Genomic DNA, 25,570 nt, shown 5'->3' with positions numbered 1-25,570 from the left:
CACTTATGTCCATTCCTGCAGCGAACGCTTCACAATGATACGCCGCTCTTGAATATAGGTGCGGAAGAAGGCAGGCTCCGATAGAAAGGTATCGTAGCTTGCCTTTCTTGTATAGTCGCTCCGAATCGCTGGAGACAGGCTCTCGTGCATGCTGGACATAACGGGCTCAAGCTTCTCCAATGTGAAATCGGTTTTCAGCAGCCCTTTCATAATGGACTTGTATTTTCTGCGGCAAGCAGGAAGTGTAAACAGCTTTTCCGTCAACGTATTGTAGCCTTGCAGCCGTACGAGATCGCTTCCGCAGGGCTTCCCATAGCAATTTCTTCCCCAAGTTCCCTCGTAATCCCATGGAATCATTCTGTATTTCCCGCTTGGCACATGCTCATATAAAGCATAGTTTTGATCAAATCCATCATAGTTTCCCGTTAATACCGCTCCGGCTAGCCACAATAAGTATTGGGATACGTCGAGTCTTCTTGCGGTATGTTTGTGCAGCTTCTCTCCCGATAAACGATTCGAGCCTCGAATAAACGAGACCAGCCTGCTTTTTGTCCCCGTTTTTCCTTTCATAAGCTCATAGCCGTCAAATAATGAAGGCTTCCTATCCTTCGTTACCGGGTCGATTAAGCTGAAATCAGCACTGTCGTTCACTGCGTAGAACAACGATCTGCTGCGAATGCTTCGTTTCTCAAAGAAGAGCGAATCAACGGCTTCGATTTCCAAATAGACGCCTTGCGCAATCCCGTTGATTATTAACCAGAAATGGTTTGTTCGTGGCGAAGGCACGCCAATGGTATTGAAAAAGTGAAAGGAAAGCGCGTTGCGTATCATGGAGGGGTCATCATACTCGGCATTCCAATGCAGCGTTCTGCCATCTTCCAGCCGAACCTCATAGGATTTTTTGGCATAGTTGCGCGTATGGCCTCCCCGCAAGCCGAATTCTGCTTTGTACGTATGCTCATCCATTCCGAGCTCAGCCGGCTTGAAGTCTTTTCCCCATGCATTCCCCTTTATTTCCTGCAAGTCTGAGTCCGTGATGCGAATCGTACGCACAGGCAAGGCAGCAGCCATTCCATCATCTCCCGTGGCAAAAGATACAGCCCACCTCATAACGATAGGCTTTTGATCTTATTACCGTATTCAGCACATGCCCAGATGGTCACAGCTTCGGAGCTGCAAATGACGATGTGTTTACCCTTATCGTTTATATGTCCGTATTGACTCTATTTCTAGTAATGACAAAAGACACAACTTTAAATAAATAGATAGTAATCTAGTACCGCTACTATAGGGGATACATATAAATATATTACATATCGAGCATCATGATAGATGGAGTGAAAGACGCTTGGGAGGGATGCAAAGCTAGAAGAACAGAAGGATAGCGTTCAGTCAGATGTCGTTTTCTCGGTAAGGCTTGAATTAACTAATGATATTATCGGAGGGATTTATTTATGAGTTATTGCTGTAACTATCAGAACGTTGCTGGTCAAATGGATTCGAATAACAATCACAGATGTCATAGAAGCAATGGACAAAACGATGATTTTCTTCAAAGCTTGGTAGGCAAAAACGTTAAAATCAACCGCGGAGGTCCGGACTCCATTCAAGGCAAGCTTCTTGCAGTAAAAAGCGATTATCTCGTAGTGAACACAAGAGAAGGCGTTGTTTATGTAGCTAGAAGTCATGTTAAAAGCATTACTGAAGTAGCTTGCGACAAAAATGGCGGCAATAAAAGCGGAGGAAACAAAAGCGGCGGTCATAAAAGCGGGCACCGCGACCCTAACTTTATCAAAGCGAATAACTTCCGAGGGGTTATCCGTGCATTGAATCAAACGTTCGTACAAATCAACTGGGGCGGACCTGAGCGGGTAGAAGGCTTCTTAGCTCAAGTAAACAACAACTCCGTCCTGCTAGTATCAGGTAAAGAAGCGATTCAAATTCAAATCGACCACATCAAGACGATTAAAGAACTGAACTGCGGCCGTTCAGGCGGCAATAACAGCACGGCTAACAATTCCGACAGCAACAAAAACAAAAACGACAATAAAAACGACAACAAAAACGAAAACAAAAGCAACAAATCGCAAGGCAACCGCAGCGGTGGGAAAAACCGTGCAAACGCAGCTTCTGTAAAAATGGTTTCCAAGGCTCCACGTCGGTCGGTTAAGTAAGGCTAATGGTTGGTGCCAGACAAAGTGTTTATCCTTTGTCTGGCTCAATCCTAATCGGATGAGAGGAGGTTGATTGCATGAAAACCCGTCATCCGCTGCTTGACCGGCAGGTCGAATTGGAGATTTCAGGAAAAGTAGCGCCTATACGAGGTAAACTGATTGAATTTGGTCAAGATATATTAGTGCTGCACAACGGAACGCAATTTCTATATATTCCGCTTATTCACTTGCAGCAGCTGCGGCTCTCTACACGAGAGGATGAAGAAATCTACGAAGTGCCGGAGACACCCTTTGAGCCCTATAACGAGCCTGTTTCGTATCGCAAAATGTTAATGAACGCCAAAGGCATGTTCTCGGAAATTTATATTACAGGAAACCAATCGATACATGGCTATCTCACAACCGTAATGAACGATTTCTTCGTTTTCTATTCGCCCGTTTACCATACGGTAATCGTTTCGCTGCATCATATGAAATATTTAATTCCGTATACGCCGAACGTAACCCCCTACACGCTAACACCTGAGCAATTCCCTCTGAAGCCATCCCCGCTAACATTGGCAAGAACCCTCGATCAACAGCTTCGCAAGCTTATCGGAGAATTTGTAGTGCTTGATTTAGGCGAGAATTCGAACAAGATCGGTGTGCTCAAAAGTGTCGATCAAAATATGATAGAGCTGGCAAACGCCAGCGGGAATGCTGTTTTCCTTCATTTTGATCATGTCAAAACCGTTCATATTCCTTAAAATGTGGAAAGATGCTTTGCCGTCAAACGGCATAAGCATCTTTTTTTGATAGATAAGAATCTATATGTTTTCACAATTAAATGTGCTTATATATCTCCGTCAAACGACTGCTTTTGCTACAGAGGGCGGTGAAAGCCGTTTACGCTTATATGTAAAAACGAAATTTGGATGCATTATGAAAGGCATTAAGGGAACATTATTTTGTAAGGAAGTGATTGGTAATGAAGATAAAACCATTTGGCATCTTACCCGTCATGTTTATGCTGATTTTGTCTGTCGGCCTCGTGAATCATGTATTGGTGGTTCCGTTGCTGCTTGATGTGGCCAAACGTGACGCATGGATATCGGTGTTAGCGGAGCTCGCTATTGTTTTGCCATGGACATTGCTCCCTATATATGGAACTTTGAAACGAATGAACGGGATGGCTATCGACAAGTGGCTCGCGGAATATATTCCTCGGTGGCTGGCAGCATTCCTAATCGGCATGCTGCTTCTTGTTCAATTATGTACGGCGATTGAGACGCTCATTACGACGGCCTCTTGGACCGCCACAACCTACCTGCCAAACACCCCTTCGCTAGTTGTATGTATGGTGTTTTTAGGTCTGTGCTTGTTTGCCTCCATATCCGGGCTGAGAACGGTTGCCTATGTTAGCTGTATATTATTGCCGATTGTAGTATTGCTGGGGGACTTCGTCATGTCAGCCAACATGCCGCATAAGGACTACCATTACTTATTGCCGATGCTTGAGAGAGGACCGATGCCCGTTTTGCATGGTGTGTTGTTTTGTGTGACCTCATCTTGTGAGCTGTTTGGGCTGCTATTTATTCAGCACCACGTGAAAGGGACGTTCAAACGCTGGCATTTCATTGTACTCGTCCTATTTTTGGCATTGCTGACGATTGGGCCTGTAACGGGAGCCATTACGCAATTCGGGCCGGAGGAAGCGGAAGATCTCCGTTATCCCGCCTTTTCGCAGTGGAGGCTGGTGTCGATTGGCAAATATTTCGAGCATGTTGATTTTTTTGCGATATTTCAATGGATGTCCGGAGCGCTCATTCGAATATCGGTATCCATACATATTTTATCTGAGTTCGGACCGATGCGGCATCTGAGAAGAAAGTGGCTATCGCCTTCGGTATTGGGATTATTGATCCTCATTGCTTCAGGCATTGGCATTAACCACATGACTATTATTAAAGAGTTGTTTATGGTTTATTTTCAGTACATCGGATTATTTGTCATTGCAGTAACCAGCATCATTTGGCTCATATCCTTCCTTAAAAAGGGAAAGAGCGCAAATGAGAACAAGCGTATCGCGATAAACGGCTCGGAGGAGGCAGAGCAGTCATGAAACCTATCGTGCGGCAAGAGTTGAATGAGCATGCAGATGACAACGGCTTAAGTGTAGAGCAGTTCAGAGACTATCTAGCAGGCTGCCATGACGTGATTGAATATAAACAAACGCTGGACGTCCATGGACCATTAGAGGTGATCTTGTTTTACTGTGATGGTTTGATTGATAACCAGCAGTTGCAGCTCGGCCTGCTTCCCCAGCTTGAGAAATGGGCGGAGCAGCTTAGAGCTTTCCCGAAAGACATCAAGACGGATATCCATAAGCCCAGTATGCTTTTCAGTAAATTAAAGAGCGGGCCTGACGGCAGCAATTTATTTGCTCGATTGTTTGCAGGCAGCGTGATCCTCTCATTCGAGAATTTAGAGGGTCTATATGAGTACGATATTGCTGATCAGCCAGGCAGAAGTCCTGAGGAATCCACGATGGAGGTATCAATTAGAGGTCCACGCGACGGGTTTGTGGAGCAGCTGACAACTAATGTTGCATTGATACGCAAGCGACTCCGCACGCCGGATATGCAGGTTGAATACAATCGGCTCGGCAGCGAATCGTTGACGGAAATCGCGCTGATTTATATGAATGGCATTGCGGAGCCTGAGCTTGTAGAAGAAGCGAGAAATAGGCTTAGCCGAATTGATGTTCCGTCCATAACAGGCGGCAGCCAGCTGGAGGAGCTATTATCGGATCGCCGTCTCTCTTTATTTCCGCTTGTCGAATATGTGGGAAGGCCGGATTATGTCGTGCAGTCACTGCTGCAAGGGAAGGTAGCGATTCTGCTTGACGGTTCGCCAGCCGCACTTATAGCGCCTGGAACATTGCTGCTGCTTATCAAATCGCCGGAGGATGCCCATCTGCCTTATTATTACGTATCGCTGGAGAGGCTTTTGCGATTTGTTGGCCTCATCCTGTCCATTTGCCTGCCGGGGTTCTGGATTGCTTTGTCAGCATTCAATACGGATCAAATTCCGTTTACCTTGCTTGCGACCATTACCATATCAAGAATCGGATTGCCGCTGTCTGCGACCATGGAGATGTTCATGATGCTTACGATGTTCGAGCTATTCCGAGAGGCGGGTGTGAGGCTGCCAAGGGCTGTCGGCCAGACCGTTTCAGTTGTTGGAGGCTTAATTGTGGGCGATGCTGCGATACGAGCGGGAATGACCTCGCCGACCATGCTGGTCATGGCAGCTGTAACTGCCGTTTCTACGTTCACGCTTGTTAATCAATCATTAAGCGGTTCGGTCAGCGTTATTCGTTACTTCGTTCTTATTTGCTCTTCAGTCCTGGGCATTTTTGGTTTCTTCGTAGGTACCTTCGCGGTCATCATCTATTTATGCACGCTTGAATCGTTTGGAAGGTCTTATTTAGAGCCGCTTGCTCCGCTTAGCTTTAAGCAGCTTATTCCTGCGATCATGCAGCTGCCTTGGAAGCTGCGAAGCGGAAGGAGGAATAAGTAATGCTCTCTTGGTGGATCATGCTGCGAAGGCAGAAGGTGAAGCGGACGGCGCTGCTTGGTGTGCTGCTGAGCTCCTTGCTGCTCCAAGGATGCTGGGATGAAATCAACCTTGAGGACGTGAGCTATATCTCATCTCTTGGCATTGATTTCAAGGAGGGGCATTATGAGGTTTACGCCCAAATGATCAAGTTCGGGCTAATTGCGAAGACGGAATCGATTCAGCCCGATCCGAACCCTGTTTGGATCGGCAAAGGCAAAGGGGATTCCATCCTGCTTGCATTTAATGATCTGACGAAGGCAGGGCAAGCGATTCTTAGCCTGGAGCATTTGAAATCTGTCATTGTGCAAGAAAGAGCGATGACGCATATGGAGGATATTATGGATGGTCTCAATCGGCAAAGGGCTTCCAGATATACTTCCATATTGTTCGGGACAAAATCCCCGATCGAGGATCTTTTTACAACCGATACTTTTTTTGACCAATCGCCGCTGAACAGCATCATGTACATGCCTTCCCCCCTTAATGTGCAAAGAAGCTTCATTCGTCCGCATGCTCTTCAGTTGGCTGTTCAATCCTTAAATGAGCCAGCCATGACAACGACCGTTCCATCACTTTCGGCTAATAAGGATTATTGGAAAAGAAAAAAACAGCCGCTTAAAATACAATTTATTGACGGCGTCTTTGTATATCGGGAGTTTAGGTATATTGGATTTATGACGGAGCCGGAGGCAGAAGGGTTAAGATGGATAAACCCGGAATTTGAGCATTTTTTATTTGGAGTGAAGGTCAATGATGGCACGGCAACGGTGACGGTCACCTCCTCCAAAGCGAAAATAAACGCTTCGTTCAAGGATGGTGTTCCTCATTTCATGCTCGCTGTACGAATGGCTGGAGATATGGCAGAGATGCAGGTTGGCATGAAACAGTCTCAGATAGAGACAGAGATGGCAGCGAAGACTCAGCGGCAGCTGTTGGAGACGTATCGCAAGGGACTGGCAAAGGGAATGGATGTGTTCGGTCTCGAGCACCATCTTTACCGATACCATAACGCCTATTGGAAGCAGCATTGCAAGGGGAAGAATTGGATGCCGAAAGAGGGGCAACTGCAATTTAAAACAACCTTTCAGCTCATTCATTCCGGCAATTTCGAATTAAACAGCGATACATAAATAAAGGAAAAATAGCTCATAATACGTTTGGCACGAAAATAATGGGTCCGTGGTGCTCAAGCAATCCATATTGAAATAAGGAGGATGAACGATGATTCAGCCAATGACAGGGAAAGAACTGGAGTACATCGCTGACTCTATGTCCAATGAAGATGCGCAAATTAAGTCATGCGCGGCTTTGGCGGCAACGGGTACTACCCCGGCTCTAAAGAGCCTTGCCACTCAAATGATTCAAACGCATCAGCAGCATTATGATTCATTGCTGCATGCGATTTCGCATCACCAGCAAATGGCTCCCACGCAGCCGCAGCAATAAGAGAACGCCATAATAGACGTAGGAGGTAAGTCGATATGTATCAACAACAGCAGCAAAAACAGTCGGTCCTAACGGAAGAAGATTTGGCCGGCGGCATTCTCTCTGACTTAAAGAGGATTGTTCGCGAATATGCAACAGCCGCAACCGAGTCGACATGTCCTGATATTCGCCAGCTGTTTACGAAGCTGACGGACAATACGCTGGCGCTTCAAGGCCAAGTGTTCCAAGCGATGCAGCAAGCCAATATGTATAATACGTCATCGCCTGCGCTTCGCCAAGAGCTCGATAAACAAGCAAAGCAATATCAGCAAACCAAGCAAAAAACGAATCAGTTTTTACAGCAAACGTTGGGCGGCCAGCAAAACCAAACCCTATACACGCCGCAAATGCAGCAATCAAGCCAGCATCAGCAAAACGGGCAGCCCTATTATATGTAACCGGAAAAGACCCCTAGCGGGTCTTTTTTTTTGGTTGCTTTCATGAAGCCTTTGATTGCGCGTAATTCGAAAAAGTTGTAAAATATTCTTTATAATCGCAGTCGTACTGGAAGGAGTTATACCATGACCGAATTACAGATGAAAGTGCTCGAACTGCTGAAGGAAGACGCGCGAAGGGACGCCGAGCTGATCGCTACAATGCTTGACGTACCAATCGAGGAAGTGAAGCAAGCGATCGCTGAGCTTGAGAGCGACCATATTATCGTGAAATATGCTACCGTTGTGAACTGGAGCAAGATCGATGACCAGAAGGTAACGGCACTTATCGAGGTTCAAATCACACCAGAACGCGGTCGCGGATTCGAAGGAATCGCTGAGCGCATTTATTTATATCCGGAAGTAAAATCAGTATATCTCATGTCCGGCGCTTACGACCTGCTGGTTGAGGTTGAAGGGAAAAACTTAAAAGAGGTTGCCTCTTTTGTTTCGAATAAATTATCGCCGATCGATGCGGTATTATCGACTAAAACGTTTTTTATCTTAAAAAAATACAAACAGGACGGCATTATCTTCGAGGAGCATGAAGGGGATCATCGGTTGATGGTTTCGCCGTAAAAAGGTGATGGCAATGATTAAAGACGAAGAGAAACAACCCTCCACACCTGTGCGGCGCCCATCCATGGCCGATTACTTGTCTCCGCTCGTTCGGGACATTAAACCGTCGGGGATCCGCCGGTTTTTTGATTTGGTCAGCACGCGCAAGGATGTCATAACGCTTGGCGTCGGCGAACCTGATTTTGTTACGCCTTGGCATGTAAGGGAAGCGGCTGTGTATGCGCTTGAAACGGGGAAAACGCAATACACATCGAATGCAGGAATGCCGGAGCTTCGCGGAGCGATTGGTCAGTACTTAAATGACCAGTTCGCTGTAGCGTATAATCCTGCTGACGAAATTTTGGTGACGGTTGGAGGAAGTGAAGCGATTGATCTTGCGCTTCGCGCTTTCATATCTCCAGGAGATGAGATTCTGATCCCGGAGCCCTGCTATATTTCATATTCGCCAATAACGGCACTTACAGGCGGAAAGCCGGTAGGCATCGAAACGTATGCCAAGGATGAATTCAAGCTAAAGGCAGAATCGCTAAAAGCGGTCATTACGCCGAAGTCGAAAGTACTTATTCTATGTTACCCAAGCAATCCAACCGGCGGGACGATGACTTATGAGGACTGGCTGCCGATTACGAAGCTTGTGGAAGAGCATGACCTTGTCGTCATTTCGGATGAGATATATGCGGAATTGACCTACGGCTCGAAGCATGTCAGCTTTGCCGCTATGCCGGGCATGAAGGATCGCACTGTTCTGGTCAGCGGTTTCTCGAAGGCGTTTGCGATGACGGGCTGGCGGATGGGCTATGCATGCGGCCATCCTGATCTGATTGCGGCGATGCTGAAGATCCATCAATATACCGTGATGTGTGCTCCGATCATGGCTCAATATGCAGCTCTTGAAGCGCTTCAGCACGGCTTGGAGGAGAAGGATCGAATGGTGGAGGCTTATAACCAGCGGCGCCGCTTAGTCGTAAAGGGTTTTCGGGATATTGGCCTTGATTGCCATGAGCCGCAAGGAGCCTTCTATGCATTTCCGTCCATCGTTTCAACAGGCTTGACTAGTGAACAATTCGCGCAGCGTCTGTTGGATGAAGCGGGGGTAGCCGCAGTTCCCGGGGATGTATTCGGGCTCGGAGGCGAAGGCCATCTTCGCTGCTCCTATGCCACATCCGTTACCAATCTAACCGAAGCGCTGGAGCGGATCGGCGGCTTTGTCCACCGTTTGAAGCAGCAGGGCTAATTATAGGTTGAAACCATTACTTAAATGAGCAGCAGGTCAGGAGATTATCCGGCCTGCTGTTTGCATGAATAACGATTCGGAAATGGATGAGGAGCTGAAGAGGTTGAAACTATACACGAAAACAGGAGATAGCGGCCAGACCTCCTTAATTGGCGGGCGAGTACGCAAGGATGACGCTCGCGTCGAGGCATACGGTACAATTGATGAGCTCAATTCCTTTGTCGGGCAAGCAGCGGCAGAGGCGAGCAAGCATGATGAGCTTACGGAGATGGCTGCGTTGCTTATCGATATTCAGCAGGAGCTGTTTGATTGCGGATCTGATCTTGCGTATGCGGTCCAGGGGGCTCCTTTGAAAATATCAGCGGAGCCTGCGCTTCGTCTAGAAGGCTGGATTGATCAATATAGCAGTGAAGCTCCGGAAATTACGAGATTCATACTTCCAGGAGGAAGCCCGGTTTCTGCTTTGCTGCATGTATGCAGGACGGTATGTCGCCGTGCAGAGCGCCGCGTCGTTACGCTTGCAGGCGAGCATGCCGTTAATCAAGAAGTGCTCACCTATTTAAACCGTTTGTCTGACTTTTTCTTTGCAGCGGCAAGAGCCGCGAATGCCAAGCTTAGCGTGAATGACACCGAATATGTGCGAAGCGCACATGTATTTGGGAAGCCAAAGAAATGAATGATCCATACGAAAAGCTTTATTATCGGCCATTAATAGCGACTGTTCGGGATGCGGAGCATGGCAAAACGGTGCGTACCGTTCTGGAGCGGCAGCTCGGCGTTTCCCGAAAGCTGCTGTCGCAGGTGAAGCTGACGGAGCATGGACTGACGGTGAACGAGGTCCGCGCCTACACGACAGCACCTGTTGCTGCCGGCGATATTATTCGCGTAAGGATGCAAAGGGAAATTTCGGAGGATATTTTACCGCAGCCGATTCCGATTCAAATCGTGTTCGAGGATGAGGATCTCTTAATTGTGAATAAGCCAGCGGGCATGATCGTACATCCAACGCATGGCCATTATACGGGGACACTCGCGAATGGCGTTGTTTTCCATTGGCAGGAGCGGGGTGAACAGGTACGATTTAGACCTGTGCATCGCTTGGATGAAGAAACCTCCGGCCTTGTGGCAATCGCGAAAACATCATATGTACATCAGCAGCTGTCCGAGCAAATGCAGGCAAATGGTATCTTGAAGCTGTATCGTGCTTATGTGTACGGAAGCCCGACACCCGCGCAGGGTACGGTTGATGAACCGATTGACCGTGACCCTGAGCGTCCTCATATTCGGATCGTCACGCCAACCGGATATCCGTCGGTCACGCACTATGAGACGTTGGCTAGCTATAATGAAACGTCCAATAGACCGGCATCAGCCGTCCGTCTGAAGTTGGAGACTGGAAGAACGCATCAGATTCGCGTCCATATGAAGCACATTGGCTGTCCATTGATTGGCGACAAAATGTATGGTTCCGAGCAGGGCAGCGTTGAGGAGTGGGAGTTAGAAGCAGGCAGACAGGCATTGCATGCCGAAATTCTGGGCTTCACACACCCTATTACGAAGCGATGGATGGAGTGGCAGGCAGATCTCCCCCCTGAGCTTGAACGATTAGAGCAGAAGCTTATAAAATAACAGCGAAACGTTTATATCCATACTGGAGGATTCAACAGAATGACAAAGCCATTAACCATTATTCAATATCCCAAATGCAGTACATGCAAAGCTGCATTGAAATCGCTTCAAAATAAAGGAAATGACGTTGTAACACGTAATATTGTCGAGGATACACCTTCGGCTGCAGAGCTGAAAGTACTTGTAGCAAACAGCGGGCTGGAGCTCAAAAAGTTTTTTAACACTTCTGGCGATGTCTACCGGGAATTAGGACTGAAGGACAAGCTGGCGGGAATGTCAGCGGATGACCAATATGCGCTGCTCGCATCAAACGGCATGCTCATCAAGCGTCCTATCGTGACGGACGGGGAAAAGGTTACGGTTGGCTACAAGGAAGAACAATATGAACAAGCTTGGAATACTTGAAAAGGGTGAATGGACAATGTCGCAAACCAAATGGCGGTCAAACCGCCTGTCACAGCTGGGATCGTCGATCTTTGCGGAGGTAGCGGCTTGGAAGCTAGCCGCTGCGGAGAGCGGGCGAGATATTATAGATCTTGGTATCGGCAGTCCGGATCAGCCTCCCTCGCCAGCCGTTCAGCAAGCTCTAAGCGAAGCGGCTTTACGCTCGGATATGTATGCCTATCCGGCAACGAAGAGCGGACTGCCCTTTCGCCAGCAAGCCGCGGCTTGGATGAAGCATCGATTCAACGTTGAGCTTGATGCAGGGAACGAGATCGTTACCCTGCTCGGCTCTCAGGATGGGCTGGCACATCTCGCTATGGCACTTTGTGATCCAGGCGATATGGCGCTGCTGCCTGACCCAGGTTATCCGATTTATGCAGCTTCGCTTGCGCTAGCAGGGGTGGAGGCGAAGCTTATGCCATTAAGGGAAGAGAGTGGCTTCATGCCTGACTTAGCTGCGATCCCGGACGCGGATTGGGATAGAGCTTCTTTTATTTTGTTGAACTATCCGAACAATCCGATTACCGCTGTCGCTGATCTTGCTTTTTTTGAGCAGCTAATTAACAAAGCCCGTCAGCATGGAGTGTTGGTTGTGCATGATTTGGCCTATTCCGAAATGGGCTTCGACGGCTGCGAGCCGCCCAGCATATTCGAGGTGCCGGGGGCAATCGAGCAGGCTGTCGAGTTTCATTCCTTGTCCAAAAGCTTCAATATGGCTGGCTGCCGCATCGGGTTCTTGGCTGGCAACGCGGCAGCCGTTGGGGCGCTTCGCGAGCTGAAAGCGAATATCGATTACGGCGTATTTGATCCTATTCAAGAAGCGGGTATCGTTGCATTGCGGGAAGCAATCGCGAGTCCAGACCTGCCGAAGGCAGGAAAGCTATACGAGCGTCGCCGTGACGTGTTTCTGGAAGCGCTGCGTGAAGAGGGCTGGGAGGTTGCCGCTCCCAAAGCTACGATGTTTATTTGGGCGCCGCTGCCTCCTATGGAGTGGGCACAGGACGAGCCTTGGAACTCACGGCGAATTTCCCAGGAAATGCTGAAACAAACCGGAGTGGTTGTCGTCCCGGGAGAAGCTTTCGGCTCGGAAGGCGAAGGATACGTACGGATTGCGCTTGTGGAGAATGAGGAGCGCCTGAAAGAAGCGGCGAGAAGGATCGGAAGCTTTATTCGTGGGCATAAAAGATAGTAGCACGCAATTGTGAGAGAGAGGTTTTTAAATAATGAGTGAGCAACGGCTGCTGTTAGTTGACGGCATGGCAATATTATTTCGGGCATATTTCGCTACATCATTCGGAGGAAGCATTCGCAGGACGAGTACAGGCGTACCGGTGAATGCGGTGCACGGCTTTGTACGGTATTTCATGGATGCGATCCATACTTTTAATCCTACGCATGTCGTATGCTGCTGGGATATGGGAAGCACAACTTTCCGAACGGAGCAGTACGATGGTTACAAATCGAACCGTCCTGCAGCTCCGGAAGACTTGATTCCACAATTCGATCTCGTGAAGGATGTTGTGGCAAGCTTTAACGTGCCGAACATTGGGATTGCTGGTTATGAAGCGGACGATTGTATCGGCACGTTAGCGGCTGCGCTTAAAGATCAAGCGCATATATTCGTCGTAACCGGCGATCATGATATGCTGCAGCTGGTTGATGATCGGGTTTCCGTTGCTATCATGAAAAAAGGAATCGGCAACTATATGGTCTATACGCCAGTAAGCTTGATGGAGGAACGTCAGCTGACGCCGATTCAAATCATTGATATTAAAGGCTTGATGGGCGATACGAGCGATAATTATCCCGGCGTCAAAGGGATCGGTGAGAAAACAGCGCATAAGCTTATTCAAGAGCATGGCTCCATTGAAGGCTTGCTTGCTAATCTGGAATCTGTATCCAAGACGATCCGTGCCAAAATTGAAGCGGATTTGGACATGCTTCATCTCTCACGCGATTTGGCGACGATACAACTCAATGCGCCCGTAGCATGCGAATTGCTCGATTGCTTGTGGAGCATGGACACGGAAACAGTCGTCCGAAAGTTCGATGAGCTGGAATTTGGCAGCCTAATCAAATTGTTGGGGCAGCCTATCATCGTGAAATAGCACTGTAAAAACAGCTAATCCGCTTCGGCGTTGATTTAGCTGTTTTTTTATGGGGTTGTTGTAGTCATTGGGAGGATCGTTTATCAAAGTCCACTCGATTACGAAACGCAGTAACGTTTGATTTTAATTGAAAATTCCCAGCTCGCAGCATCCAAATTAGTTATAATGCAGTCAAGGGAAAAGAGGGAAAAGAAGGAAAAGAAGGAAAAGAAGGAAAAGAAGGAAAAGAAGGAAAAGAAGGGTTAGGAAGTGATGTGAAAGTGATGTTAAATCAATCGTTAGAAAAAAGGTTAAGCAAATGGATGACTAAGCTGCTGCGGCATACGCCAGAGGAGTTTGGTCTTGCCCTGAATCCTGAGGACGGCTCATGCACGGTGAGCGCTCTATTGAAAACCATTCAAGCCGAGTCCAATTGGTCATGGGTTAAGCAGGAGGATATAGAGCAGGTCGTACGGAACTCGGAGAAGCAGCGGTTTGAGATACAGAGCGGGCGAATAAGAGCTAGATACGGGCACAGCCATGACAAAATCAGCTACGCGCCTGCCGAGCAGCCAGACGTTTTGTATCACGGGACGAATAAAAAGGCTCTGCCATCTATCTTGAACGAAGGATTAAAACCGATGAGCAGACAGTATGTCCATTTGTCGGAAGGCACCCATTTTGCAACGCTGGCTGGCAGCCGCAGAGGCGAGCTGGTTATTTTGAAGGTGGATACGATAAGTGCAGCGCAGCTTGGGGTCATTTTTTATTACGCGGGTAATGAGGTGTGGCTGGCAGACCATGTTCCGCCGGAAAGCTGCTCTGTATGGCAACCTCAGGAAAAGGAGAACGAGAATCATGAGTAAGCGAATCATCGATATTGGTGTTAATTTGATGCATCGTTCGTTTCAGCAGGACCGAGACCAGATTGTCCAAAGGGCAGTCGCAAACAATGTCACTCCCATTGTGATTACAGGCACGAGCCTAAAGAACAGTATGGAAGCAGCCCGCTTTACCGGACGTTATAAGGGGAAGCTGTATTGTACGGCGGGGGTACATCCTCATGATGCAAAGAGCTGCAATGAAGAAACGATGACTAAATTAAAAGAATTGGCAGCCTTGCCACAGGTGGTGGCGATCGGGGAATGCGGCCTGGACTATAACCGAGATTTCTCGCCTCGTGACGTGCAGCGCAGATGGTTCACTGAACAAATCCGGTTGGCGCTTGAGCTGGATATGCCGCTTTTTCTGCATGAGAGGGAGGCATTTGCGGATTTTTCGGCGATTCTTAAGGAGCATGCAGTGAATAAGGCGGTTGTCCACTGTTTTACCGGGACGGTATCCGAGCTTAAGGCGTATCTTGAAATGGGCTTCCACATCGGTATCACCGGCTGGATTTGTGACGAGCGAAGAGGCAGGCATCTGCGGGACCTTGTCCGAATGATTCCGCTGGACCGACTCATGATCGAGACGGATGCGCCTTTTCTGACTCCGCGAGATATGAAGGAAAAACCGCTGGATGGTCGGAATGAACCTGCATTCTTGCCTCATATTCTTCAAGCAATAGCGCGATGCATAGGGATTTCAGAGGAAGAGGTTGCTGAGGCAACGACAGCGACTGCTGAGGCGTTTTTTCGAATTTGATGCGCATCCGAATTGCAATAGCTGCTGATCAAGCAACGCATGTAAACAGAATGTTAGGAAAAACAGTTCTGAGAAAACAATGTATATACCAGCAAAGAATCTGGTTAACTGCGCTGTTAATCCTTTTATGACTGTGTCCCGGTTGGCCTTAAGAGTCCGCAGCTCCTCGTTTCACAAGAACAGATTCAATTCCTTTGTCCAAAAGAAAACGAGCAAGGTTGAAAGAGCGACCTCCTGATGGTGAGTTTAAAGAACTTTAGACGGTTGCTCAATAAAATCAGCGGTAGTCTAGGACTTTTTTCTCGTCCAAGGCTGCCGCTGTTTTATAGTGGAGTCAGTATAATCCATTATTATCTTTCTACACGAGCGGAATATAAGAGGCTTTCTTCTACATTCTACTCCTCGTCTTCATCCAATATTAGCTCTACTTCCGCCATGACCTCGCCGATGCTGGTAGATAACACCGATCGGAGTATGTGGCGGTCAATAAGCGGAATAAGGGGAGCGCTCAAACGAAATCGAATGATGTCGATCTCGCCGGGCTCGTTAACGCCAAGGTCAAGCTCGACGCCATTTAAGTTACTCATCGTAATAGGCACTTTATTGATAGTCAGTGAATCAATGAGATACAAGAACCCGTGCGGGATATGGTTACGCAAGTTTTTCGTAATCGCAATATCGGCAATATTCTGGATCGTAATCGTCACCATCGTATCTCCTCCTGGAGGAACGTCCTGAGGATCAACATGAATAACGATGATTGGCAGTGGTGGCGCTTGTGCTTTCCAAACGGCGTACAGATTCTGATCCGTCTGTATGTTATTTATTATAGTATTGCGTGTGCCCGGGGGTACGTCAGGATCCTGAAAAATGGGACCGGTGCCTCTTCCATTATCATTTAGCGACCAACCCGCGAAGCTGAAACCGGCTAACGTCATTTGATTTGGATTTTCCTGCACGACGACATCATTATCGTTGATATAAACAGTTGAATCCGTCGGTACGGTGCCTGATGTCAATTCGGGGCGACCGACGGATTGCGTATTGGAAAAGTAGGTAACCATAAGTCGTATCTGCAGCACTTTAAGCCTAAGAATCGTTTCGCTAACCACTTTAGGCAAAGCGGATGGTTTTCTGCTGAGGTTTAACGTCGTATGACGATCAACGATAGTCTTGTTCTGATAAGGACCACCGTCTAGAAGAAACAAATAATCCGGGTCTTCACCGGTAAAGGCAAAATATTTGTACATTGGCGGAATCACAAGATTAACGCTGTCCGTTGCCCCTACAGAAACAAGCGTCAACTGCTCAGTAGTATTTATGGCGTTAATCCCGTTGATGCCGTCCGTATCCCTCCCTTTGTAGAACGTAGCGTTCACGATATTCGCTGGAATACTTCCAGGCTTATTGACCCATCCTCCGATCGATAGCCACTTCGTTTCAGAATCGAACTGGTTATAATTAAATAGGCCGGTCCACAGTTGATCTCGTTGATTGAACGTATCGTCCTGATAGGTTCCACCGATAGAAGGAGAGGCATTGAAGAAAGTAGCGTTAGGTATCCCCGTCCAAGCACCGGGGAAGTTAATGGCATAGGCGATGACATGAGAGGTATTATCGATTTGTAAAATATCTACATGGGAGGAGGCTTTAATGGTACCTTCTACCGGATCTGAGGGTGTTCTGGAGGAAAAAGCAATCTCCGATATCCCAATGCCGTTTGCATTCATGCCGCCAAATGCCGTCACGTTGCTGTTGTTTGTAATGCTTACCATTCGAATGTGAGAGCGATTCATGATGACGCCGATGTTCGCAGGTTCAGCATTCTCCGTAAAGCCAGCACCAATCCCTGGGGCTTCATTTCCACCGAACGCGCCATCGATTTGTGTGTTCTCAAGACTAATCGAATCCACCGTAGATGTGCCGCCAAACTTGTATTGCGTTGAAGTTTGAGCAATACGAAAGTCAGTTACGTAACCTGTGCCAATGCCTGGTCCGCGATCCAAAGTTTCTGCACGCGTCATCCCGCCCATTACCGTTCCGATCACCGAGTTTATTATATTAATCGCATCTACGTGGCTTTCACCGCCATTTGTCGAGAATGCGGAACCAATGCCCGGTGCCCCTAATCCGCCCTTAACACTTGTAATCGTCACCCCATCTAACATAATCGTACCGATCTTAGAGATACCGTTCGCGCTCGTAATGACGTCCCTAGCAGCGTTAGCACCTGACCCGATCCCAGTGCCCCCGATGATATCAGCCAGCGGATCCGCAAAAGGAAATGCCGCTATTAAAATAAAAGTTGAATTCGTGATGACAATATTACCAAGTGCCCAATTTCTCCAATCGCTCACGGTGTCCACGCCTTGAAACGTACCGATTATCGAGGCGGCATTTTCCCTCCATGCCGTTGCCCGAACCAATGCCTGAACCAAAGTTTCCTCCAATGACCTGGCCAAATGTCGAACCTGTTATCGTAATCGAGCCGACCGACGATTGGCTTTGATCGAAATCAGCCCTGCCTGAGCCTATTGCCGAGCTGTTGAGGCTCCCATAAACTTCATCTAACGTTGAGTTCTCGATCAGAATCGTATGAACGCGTGATACCCCGCTGTTTAACGCGTATGCTGCGCCAATGCCAACGCCGGAGTCGTTCACAGGATTGCCTCCGCTGGAAGCTTTCCTAATAATAGAATCCCGGATGATGACCTGCTCCACGAGCGAAACTCCTTTTCCAGCCGCAAATGTAGCTCCTCCAGTACCGATGCCCGCACCGCTAAATCCAGACGATGCTTCAACGATAACCGCACCGTTTGTAATTTCGATAGTGCCCACCTGAGAAGTACCACCAACCGCAAACCCTGTTCCTATGCCTGCGCCACCGGGTGTATTGAATGTATCAGTCGAACCTTTAGCAGTAATTGTGCCGCCCGAAATACGAATGTTCGGAACGATGCAGAGGGCATTGGCAGATGCGGTTCCCGGTCCGATACCCGGTGAGTTTTTGATGCCGATGGCTGTGATGTTACCTCCGGCAATTAATATATCACCTGTTCGCGCAGTTACGTTAGACACTGCAAGTCTCAAAATACCGCCAGTACCAATGCCGGCTCCGAATTCGCTTCCATAGGCATTAACGTTACCATCGACGATACGTATTTCCCCTACAATGGTAGTCGAATTCGTCCCTTGTGCGGAACCAGCTCCAATTCCCGCCCCTCCTTGGCGTGTCGGTGAAGCGTTGGCTGTAATATTGCCGCCATTGATCGTAATATTGCCAGTCTTCGAGGTTCCACCGCCGCTCGCAAATCCCGAACCAATCCCCGAACCGCCATTAGTGTCTACGGAAGTGCTGCTGTTGCCGCCGGTAGCTACAATCGTCCCGCCGTTAATGTTAATGTCACCAACTTGGGAAATCGCCGTGAATCTAACACCAGCAGCACCAATTCCACTTCCGGTAAAACTCGAAACCGTTCCTCCGCTCGCGTTAATTAAGCCACCATTAATCGTTATGTCACCAACACTCGACTCCCCGCTTGCTGTAGTCGGCCACGAGGATCCAATGCCCGAGCCGCCGCTGTTCCCAGACAATCCAGTCACGGAGCCTCCCTTTGCATTGACGACGGTGTCATCACCACTTATCGTAATACTGCCTACTCTCGACAGTGCATTCGCACCCGCGCATGCTGAACCGATACCAGCACCGCTATTATTGGTTGTGAAATCACCGCCGTTAGCCGTTATATTTCCTCCGTTAATGATGATAGCCGTAACTATGGATGAACCGACATTGGCATGGCCTGCGCCTATTCCAGCACCGCCATTGCTACCGACGCTTCCACCGATTGCGTTAACGACTCCGCCATTAAACATAATTATTCCGAAGCTAGCACCCGAGAACACGGTGGACGCGCCTGCTCCGATCCCCGCACCGCTAAAGCGCGTCGTCGTTGCCGTCGTATAGCCATTTGCGCTAATATGGCCACTTTGTATCGTGAGATTGCCGCCAAACGTATTGATGCTGCTTCCAATTCCAGACGACCCATATCCACCAATGGCGGTCAAAGACCCTCCTGGCGTATTGGGGTCTTCTTCTAGAATTAGGCTTGCATTCTGCAAGATTTCCAGTCCTGCTTTACCGAGAGTAGCATTACCACCTGTACTTTCTAGCCGGTTACTGCCCAATAGGCTCATGCTCACATTGCCCGTATTGACCGATATCGGTGAATTTGCCGTCGAAGCGGTAATCGATAAAGAATGTAACGCGACAGATAACGCACCGTCGATGACAAGCTTATTGACTATAGTCGTTCCTGTCACAATATAATCCACCGAAGGATTGCTAATCGTGACCACACTTCCAACAATCGCCACACCATTGCCTGCATCTGGCACTGGACTTGCCATATTTATTGTCACTGCCAAGATTGTTACTCCCCTTCCCCTTACAATCATTCCTGTTCCTTGATTATATTGGTCTAGTGAACAAAAGATGAGCAATGATCATGATTCCGAATCCGCATTGGCTTTGATTTAGCTGTTTTTTATCAATTCGATTGTTGATGGGATAGAGGCGTTTCGCGTTTAGGAAACAAGTATGGAGTACTTAATGGGATTAAGGATCTATATACTTATATTGGATTTAGTCTGACTAGGGTATACATGCTACTATGGAATCAACTTGTTCAGAAAATGTTTCATGGGTAATGCTATTGTGGTATATATAAGTTTGAAGGGGGGGGGCGGAAATGGGCAAGCGTGCAATTGCTCTTGTTATCATATTGTCATTGTGCGTTCTTGCAGCCTGCGGGAAGTCGCAGTCCGACTCTCATTCAAATCCTCCAATACTTCATAAGACTCAGTACGGAGACGACTTCAGGCAAGCTCCTAACCGAGAAGCTTTATTAAGCTTTATTACCAATCAATTGTCTGGCAGTTATGGGGTATATACCAATTATATAGATACCGGGCAATCGGCCGAGGCGGCATCGGGGCATGAGGTGCTGAGCGAATCGGCTGGTTTGCTGATGAGATATTATGCACGGACGGGGCAGCAGGATGCTTTCGACAGAGAGTGGGAACGAGCGAAACGAAGCTTCGATCTGAACGATGGCTTTAGCTACCGTTACAGTCCTAAGCTCAATAAGAAATATCAGCTTAACGCGGCAGTCGATGATTTAAGGATCATTCGCGCACTGCATGAGGCGGAGGCTGCATTCAACGTGCCGCTTTATGGGCAAGAAGCGAGCACTTACGGAAGCAGGTTCTACGAACACAACGTAAAGGACGGCTATGCGTACGATTTCTACGATGAAAGCTATCAAGTAACCAATCAGTTTATAACCTTATGCTATATCGATTTGAAATCGCTGCAGCTGCTTCCCCTCTCCTCGAAGGAAGGAAACAAGCTGATGGAAAACATGGCTGCTATTGCTCGAAACGGCTACCTCTCCGACCAGTTTCCTTTCTATGAGACACGTTATTCGTATGAAAAAAACGATTATGTCTCTGAGAACATAAACACAGTGGAGTCGCTTCTGACGATACTAGCGTTATCCGAGATGAACATGCACAAACCGGAAAGTATCCGCTATTTAAAGAAGCAAGTGAAAGACGGTACGCTTTATGGTCAATATTCGAGGTCGGGCGTCGCTCAAAACCAAATACAATCGACGGCGATTTATGCTATTGCAGCCATGATTGGAGCTGAGACCGAGGACAAAGCGCTCTATGAGGATAGCATGGATAGGATGAATCAATTCCGAATCATTGAAGCGAATAGTCCTTTTCTAGGCGGCTTCGCCGATCTTGCTTCCGGACAGGCCTATTCATTCGATAATCTAATGGCACTGTTAGCGTACGCCTACTAAAGTAGCTTGCAGAAAGGGGGCAGACATACAGCATGTCTGTCATTGACACCGAGTTGGGACAAAAACATAATCGTATTGGCTTTGCGCGCTTCGTCACACCGGCCGTGTTTGCTTCGGCAGGTGTGCTGGTCATAACCATAATGGCTCTGTTTGTCCCACCGTACATCGGAATGGCGGATAACGGAGATTATTTCCGTATCTTATACAGCAACGGGCTTTATTTCAATGCGCCAGACTATGACAGTCAGTATTTGGGCCATTTTGTGAAAAACTACGGGATATTTCAATATTTCAACGAAAATGGGGCAACCCTATCATCATCACAATCGATGTTCATAAGGCTTTCCATGTGGATTAACCAATTATTCAACCCGAGTGTTTTTGATATCCGCATTCAAGCAGCGTTGTTTACGCTTCTCTATACGGGAGCAGTTTACTTGCTGATTGAGAGCTTGACTTGGAAGTTAAAAGCGATGCAAGGCTATATGATAGCCGTGATCGCTATTTTTATATTTGGAGATACGGCTTACACGGCTTTTTTCAATTCCTTTTTCAGTGAAAGCATCGTGCTGATCATGATGATTTATTTGTTTGCAGCGGTTATGCTGCTGTACCGCAATCGATTCAATGATTATGTTCTGGTTGGTATCTTTTTGATTAGCGGTTTAATACTAACAACGAGCAAGCAGCAAAATGCTCCGGTAGGCGTCATTATTGCAGTAATGAGTATTCTGTTGTTTTTTGTCCGCAGACAGAAGCCGTTCCGGGTTCTCGTCGCTTCGTCGCTCGTATGCGTATTCGCAGCAGGCATTGCAACGTATGCCCTTATTCCCCAGGAGTTCGTTAACATTAACAAATACCATGCAATGACACGAGGCGTCATGCTCCAGTCAGAGGACCCCGAAGCGGCTTTGGAGTCTTTTGGCATAGACAAGCAGTTCTCTGTGTTGAACAAAAGCATCTATTACGAGCCGTACACGACGATTGATGTCGATTCGGATATTTTGCAGGATCATTTCTATAATCAATACGGTTTTGGGAAAATCGTTGCTTTTTATGCGACTCACCCGGAGCAGGCTGGGAAAATGCTGGATCTTGCCGCTAAAAATGCCTTTACGATCCGACCGCCCGCTATGGGGAATTACGAGAAATCAGCTGGAAAAGCATTTGGCGCGCAGACCAACTTTTTCTCTGTCTATAGTGATAGTAAACAAGCGCTAGCTCCCAAAACCTTCGGGTTCGTCGTGATATGGATGATCATTGTAATCGGTCTGTATCTGCCTTCCTTTATTAGTGCTTGGAGAAATAAAAATATACGAGGAATGCTCCGACTTCCGCAGATGATATGTATGATCGCAATGGGCCTAGCCGGCATTCTTGTATCCATCATTGGCGCTGGCGATGCCGATTTATCCAAGCATGAGTTTCTGTTTACGCTCGCTTTCGATATCGTTACGTTTACGGTTGTTGCCGATGCGATTCAAGGAAGCTTATGGAATAGCGAGAGCGTTCAGAAAACCCAAACCATTAGCCACTCAGCATGATTCGGTTTCTAAGGCGGCGATTCGAGTGTATAAAAGTTTATGTAGAAAGGTCATCCTTTTCGTGATGGGCATCATTGTTATATTTCCCCTTCCTCGTGTATTGGCGCTTCAATATGAGAACGCGGCTGCTGTCCTGCTCGTCTATGACAGCTTGGCGATCGGAACGGAAAACGAAGGGAATGTTGAAGCACTCCAGCGTCTGCTTGCTTCTTTCGGTGTTAAGCTGACCGTACAATCCCAGAGTGACTATCAATCCGAAATGATGTACCAGTACGAGAAGGTTATTAGTCTCGTGAACGAACCAGAGCTGCCGGAGGCAAGTCGCACATACGCCGATGATCTTGAAGCATATCAAGGCGATTTTCTTTATATCGGCGGCAATGTGCCTGCGAAGGTCAAGGACAAGCTTAGCCTGAAGCTGCAGATTAGCGGGCAAGAATCCATTCGTTTGTCAGTCGGGCCATTCATGGAGCAAGCTATTCAGGTAAAGCAGATAAACTATATCGCAGAAGCGGAGGGAAAGCCTTATGGCAGGGTGGTTTCAGCAAGTAATGAGGAGTCTTCACCCTATGGCATGATTCGTGATGGAATAGCGTATGTTCCGTTTTTTGAGAAAGGCAATCTCAGTGAAATCGCAATGTCTTATCTGTTGAAAGACTGGCTTGGGATGACTGGGACAAGTGAACATTATGTTGTATTCAAAGAAATATATCCTTTTTCTGATTTAGAGCTGCTCGTTAAGCTGGCGGATAAGCTATACGATGCCGGTATTCCGTTTATGGCAAGCGTAAGGCCTGTGCTGAGCAATACGGATTATCCAGCAATGAAGCGTTACTTAGAGACTTTAAAATATGTGCAATCCAGAAATGGCACAATCATGATACACGCGCCTGCTGTTGCTTCCACAATCAGCGAGCTTGACCGTGATTTAAGAGGCCAGATGGAGAGCTTTATCGACGTGTTGGCTGAGTATGGCATTGCACCGCTTGGCATGGGAGCAGAGCTGTATTGGTCTTATGACAGCTATTATGTGAAGAAGGCAATGTCTCTATTTGATTCTGCGTTGTTATTCCCAAATGAGAAGCTTATGTACAAGTCGCGAACGAATACGTCACAGCCGTTTGCTTCCTCGGTTTACAGATTGCAGCCAGAAGATTTGGAGGCATATGAATACAAGGAAAAGCTGATGAAGCCTTTGCCTATGGATACAGCGATTACCTTTGATTTTTTTGATAACGAGGCAGAGCTCAATGAAGAAGTACAGAAGCTGATTGAAGGTTGGACTACGTTTGCGGATTATAAAGCCGGAGAGCATACCGTGAAGACGACTAAAAACAACATAGCTTCCCGTAACGGCATTTTACAAATCAATGGTCAGAGCTTGTCCCTCGTCAGCGAGAGGATGAGCATTGACTCCGATTACATATACGAACCGGAACAAGCAGTAAGCTTTGAGAAATGGTTTGCCGTGCAAAACAAGCTCTTCATCGGCATTATTTTGATCGCCATCGCTGTTTTCGCGGTACTGTTTTTTTTAGGCTCCCGGATGTATAGACGCAAATACTACAAGTGAGGAGCAAGAAATGACACTAGCCGATATTTTGATGCTGATCGCGGTAATTTGTATTTGGTCGCTGCTGCTCGTAAACGTAGTGCTTATTATCGCAGGATATTTTTTTTATTTGCAAAACGAGAGAAGAGCTGTTCCAGCCATAAAAGGGGAAGCGCCATTCGTATCGATCATGGTGCCGGCACATAATGAAGGAATCGTTATCGTAGAGACGGTAAAAGCGCTGCTCGCGCTGGATTATCCGCATGATCGATATGAAATCATCGTGATTAACGATAATTCTTCGGACAACAGCAGCGAGCTGCTAGGGAAATTGCAGCAGAAGCATGCTGGCGGGCAGCTGATCGTGATTAACACGGATGCGGTTACCGGAGGGAAAGGAAAATCCAATGCGCTCAACATTGGGTTTGCACAAAGCAAAGGAGAGCTGATCGCCATCTACGATGCGGACAATACGCCGGAAAAAACAGCGCTTCGTTACCTCGTAGGCGAGATTATGCACGATAACAAGCTAGGGGCCGTCATCGGCAAATTCAGAACCCGAAACCGCAACGCGAGCCTATTAACCCGTTTCATTAATATCGAGACCTTGTCGTTTCAATGGATGGCACAGGCTGGCAGGTGGAAGCTATTTAAGCTCTGTACCATACCGGGAACTAATTTTATTATGAGACGCTCGATTGTTGAGCAAATCGGCGGCTGGGATGTGAAGGCGATTGCGGAGGATACGGAAATCAGCTTCCGGATCTATATGATGGGCTATCGAATCAAGTTTCAGCCGAAATCCGTTACGTGGGAGCAGGAGCCGCAGACCCTTAAAGTCTGGTTTAAGCAGCGTACACGCTGGGCAAAGGGAAACATATATGTGATTGTGAAGAATATGCCTTTATTGTTTAATCGCTCAGCGAAAAACATTCATTTCGACATTCTGTATTTCATATCGATCTATTTTCTACTATTAACCTCATTGATCACGTCGGATATATTGTTGATCTTGCATGCGCTTGGATATGTGCATACGACGATTGCGGGGTATAGCCTTTTTCTATGGGTACTGGCCATTATTTTGTTTATAACGGGAACCTTTATCACCTTGATTACCGAAAAAGGAGAAATGCGCCTCTCCAATGTGTGGATTATTATGCTGATGTACATCACGTATTGTCAACTATGGATGGTCGTTGCAGCTTATGGTCTTTACAACTATATGAAAGATCTCATTTTTAAAAGAGAAATCAAGTGGTACAAGACGGAACGCTACTAAGTGAGGGGG

Annotated in this window: 23 protein-coding genes; 20 read left to right on the top strand and 3 right to left on the bottom strand. The window is 47.5% G+C overall.

Annotated elements, in window-relative coordinates:
• Positions 1-3 precede the first annotated feature (3 nt).
• The gene (locus tag AB4Z29_RS01005; protein ID WP_441941305.1) at positions 4-1,071 is read right to left on the bottom strand and encodes a CotH kinase family protein; all 1,068 of its coding nucleotides are present in this window, start codon (positions 1,069-1,071) and stop codon (positions 4-6) included.
• Between the two features lie 383 nt (positions 1,072-1,454).
• Between AB4Z29_RS01005 and AB4Z29_RS01000 the strand changes: the two genes are divergently transcribed.
• From AB4Z29_RS01000 to AB4Z29_RS00925, 16 genes are all read left to right on the top strand, one after another.
• On the top strand, positions 1,455-2,174 hold the full coding sequence (locus AB4Z29_RS01000; RefSeq protein ID WP_441941304.1) for a DUF2642 domain-containing protein: 720 nt from the start codon (positions 1,455-1,457) through the stop codon (positions 2,172-2,174).
• Between the two features lie 77 nt (positions 2,175-2,251).
• Positions 2,252-2,920, top strand: a complete 669-nt coding sequence (locus AB4Z29_RS00995; protein WP_441941303.1) for a DUF2642 domain-containing protein — start codon at positions 2,252-2,254, stop codon at positions 2,918-2,920.
• A gap of 221 nt (positions 2,921-3,141) precedes the next feature.
• Positions 3,142-4,275 carry a GerAB/ArcD/ProY family transporter gene (locus tag AB4Z29_RS00990; RefSeq protein WP_441941302.1) on the top strand — a complete coding sequence of 378 codons (1,134 nt, stop codon included), beginning with the start codon at positions 3,142-3,144 and terminating at the stop codon, positions 4,273-4,275.
• Positions 4,272-5,735 (top strand): spore germination protein, encoded by a 1,464-nt coding sequence (locus AB4Z29_RS00985; protein ID WP_441941301.1) that lies wholly within the window; start codon positions 4,272-4,274, stop codon positions 5,733-5,735. Before AB4Z29_RS00990 ends, AB4Z29_RS00985 begins: the two co-directional genes overlap by 4 nt.
• Positions 5,735-6,904, top strand: coding sequence for a Ger(x)C family spore germination protein (locus AB4Z29_RS00980; protein ID WP_441941300.1), 1,170 nt, complete (start codon positions 5,735-5,737; stop codon positions 6,902-6,904). The genes AB4Z29_RS00985 and AB4Z29_RS00980 overlap by 1 nt, the downstream gene beginning before the upstream one ends.
• A gap of 91 nt (positions 6,905-6,995) precedes the next feature.
• Complete coding sequence (locus tag AB4Z29_RS00975) at positions 6,996-7,220, top strand: hypothetical protein (RefSeq protein WP_441941299.1); 225 nt, start codon at positions 6,996-6,998, stop codon at positions 7,218-7,220.
• Between the two features lie 35 nt (positions 7,221-7,255).
• Positions 7,256-7,657, top strand: a complete 402-nt coding sequence (locus AB4Z29_RS00970; protein WP_441941298.1) for a spore coat protein — start codon at positions 7,256-7,258, stop codon at positions 7,655-7,657.
• Between the two features lie 123 nt (positions 7,658-7,780).
• Positions 7,781-8,272, top strand: coding sequence for an Lrp/AsnC family transcriptional regulator (locus AB4Z29_RS00965; RefSeq protein ID WP_441941297.1), 492 nt, complete (start codon positions 7,781-7,783; stop codon positions 8,270-8,272).
• Positions 8,273-8,285: 13 nt separating this feature from the next.
• The gene (locus AB4Z29_RS00960; RefSeq protein ID WP_441941296.1) at positions 8,286-9,506 is read left to right on the top strand and encodes an aminotransferase class I/II-fold pyridoxal phosphate-dependent enzyme; all 1,221 of its coding nucleotides are present in this window, start codon (positions 8,286-8,288) and stop codon (positions 9,504-9,506) included.
• A gap of 103 nt (positions 9,507-9,609) precedes the next feature.
• Positions 9,610-10,182 (top strand): cob(I)yrinic acid a,c-diamide adenosyltransferase, encoded by a 573-nt coding sequence (locus AB4Z29_RS00955; protein WP_441941295.1) that lies wholly within the window; start codon positions 9,610-9,612, stop codon positions 10,180-10,182.
• On the top strand, positions 10,179-11,135 hold the full coding sequence (locus AB4Z29_RS00950; protein ID WP_441941294.1) for an RluA family pseudouridine synthase: 957 nt from the start codon (positions 10,179-10,181) through the stop codon (positions 11,133-11,135). Before AB4Z29_RS00955 ends, AB4Z29_RS00950 begins: the two co-directional genes overlap by 4 nt.
• 39 nt (positions 11,136-11,174) lie before the next feature.
• Entirely contained in the window at positions 11,175-11,540 is a 366-nt protein-coding gene (locus AB4Z29_RS00945) for an arsenate reductase family protein (protein WP_441941293.1), read from the top strand.
• Positions 11,518-12,768 carry an aminotransferase class I/II-fold pyridoxal phosphate-dependent enzyme gene (locus tag AB4Z29_RS00940; protein ID WP_441941292.1) on the top strand — a complete coding sequence of 417 codons (1,251 nt, stop codon included), beginning with the start codon at positions 11,518-11,520 and terminating at the stop codon, positions 12,766-12,768. The genes AB4Z29_RS00945 and AB4Z29_RS00940 overlap by 23 nt, the downstream gene beginning before the upstream one ends.
• Positions 12,769-12,802: 34 nt before the next feature.
• Positions 12,803-13,687: a 5'-3' exonuclease gene (locus tag AB4Z29_RS00935; protein ID WP_441941291.1), complete on the top strand. Its 885-nt coding sequence runs from the start codon at positions 12,803-12,805 to the stop codon at positions 13,685-13,687.
• A 263-nt stretch (positions 13,688-13,950) separates the two neighbouring features.
• Positions 13,951-14,532 (top strand): RNA 2'-phosphotransferase, encoded by a 582-nt coding sequence (locus AB4Z29_RS00930; protein ID WP_441941576.1) that lies wholly within the window; start codon positions 13,951-13,953, stop codon positions 14,530-14,532.
• Entirely contained in the window at positions 14,525-15,310 is a 786-nt protein-coding gene (locus AB4Z29_RS00925) for a TatD family hydrolase (RefSeq protein WP_441941290.1), read from the top strand. The genes AB4Z29_RS00930 and AB4Z29_RS00925 overlap by 8 nt, the downstream gene beginning before the upstream one ends.
• A 395-nt stretch (positions 15,311-15,705) precedes the next feature.
• On the opposite strand, the gene AB4Z29_RS00920 is transcribed toward AB4Z29_RS00925, so the two are convergent.
• Positions 15,706-17,748, bottom strand: a complete 2,043-nt coding sequence (locus AB4Z29_RS00920) for a hypothetical protein (protein WP_441941289.1) — start codon at positions 17,746-17,748, stop codon at positions 15,706-15,708.
• Positions 17,636-19,732: a beta strand repeat-containing protein gene (locus tag AB4Z29_RS00915; RefSeq protein ID WP_441941575.1), complete on the bottom strand. Its 2,097-nt coding sequence runs from the start codon at positions 19,730-19,732 to the stop codon at positions 17,636-17,638. The genes AB4Z29_RS00920 and AB4Z29_RS00915 overlap by 113 nt, the downstream gene beginning before the upstream one ends.
• A gap of 329 nt (positions 19,733-20,061) precedes the next feature.
• On the opposite strand from AB4Z29_RS00915, the gene AB4Z29_RS00910 reads away from it, so the two are divergent.
• The 4 genes from AB4Z29_RS00910 to AB4Z29_RS00895 are packed head-to-tail and all read left to right on the top strand — an operon-like array spanning position 20,062 to position 25,561.
• The gene (locus tag AB4Z29_RS00910) at positions 20,062-21,183 is read left to right on the top strand and encodes a hypothetical protein (protein WP_441941288.1); all 1,122 of its coding nucleotides are present in this window, start codon (positions 20,062-20,064) and stop codon (positions 21,181-21,183) included.
• A gap of 32 nt (positions 21,184-21,215) precedes the next feature.
• Positions 21,216-22,727, top strand: coding sequence for a glycan biosynthesis hexose transferase WsfD (gene wsfD / locus AB4Z29_RS00905; RefSeq protein ID WP_441941287.1), 1,512 nt, complete (start codon positions 21,216-21,218; stop codon positions 22,725-22,727).
• A 25-nt stretch (positions 22,728-22,752) separates the two neighbouring features.
• Positions 22,753-24,300, top strand: a complete 1,548-nt coding sequence (locus AB4Z29_RS00900; protein ID WP_441941286.1) for a hypothetical protein — start codon at positions 22,753-22,755, stop codon at positions 24,298-24,300.
• 10 nt (positions 24,301-24,310) lie between these two features.
• Positions 24,311-25,561 carry a glycosyltransferase gene (locus AB4Z29_RS00895; protein WP_441941285.1) on the top strand — a complete coding sequence of 417 codons (1,251 nt, stop codon included), beginning with the start codon at positions 24,311-24,313 and terminating at the stop codon, positions 25,559-25,561.
• Positions 25,562-25,570: the final 9 nt, after the last annotated feature.

The sequence above is a fragment of the Paenibacillus sp. 2TAB23 genome, from assembly GCF_052115165.1.
GTDB lineage: Bacteria > Bacillota > Bacilli > Paenibacillales > Paenibacillaceae > Pristimantibacillus.
The sequence above is the reverse complement of the archived record's forward strand: the minus strand, read 5'-3'. Positions and strand labels throughout refer to the sequence as shown.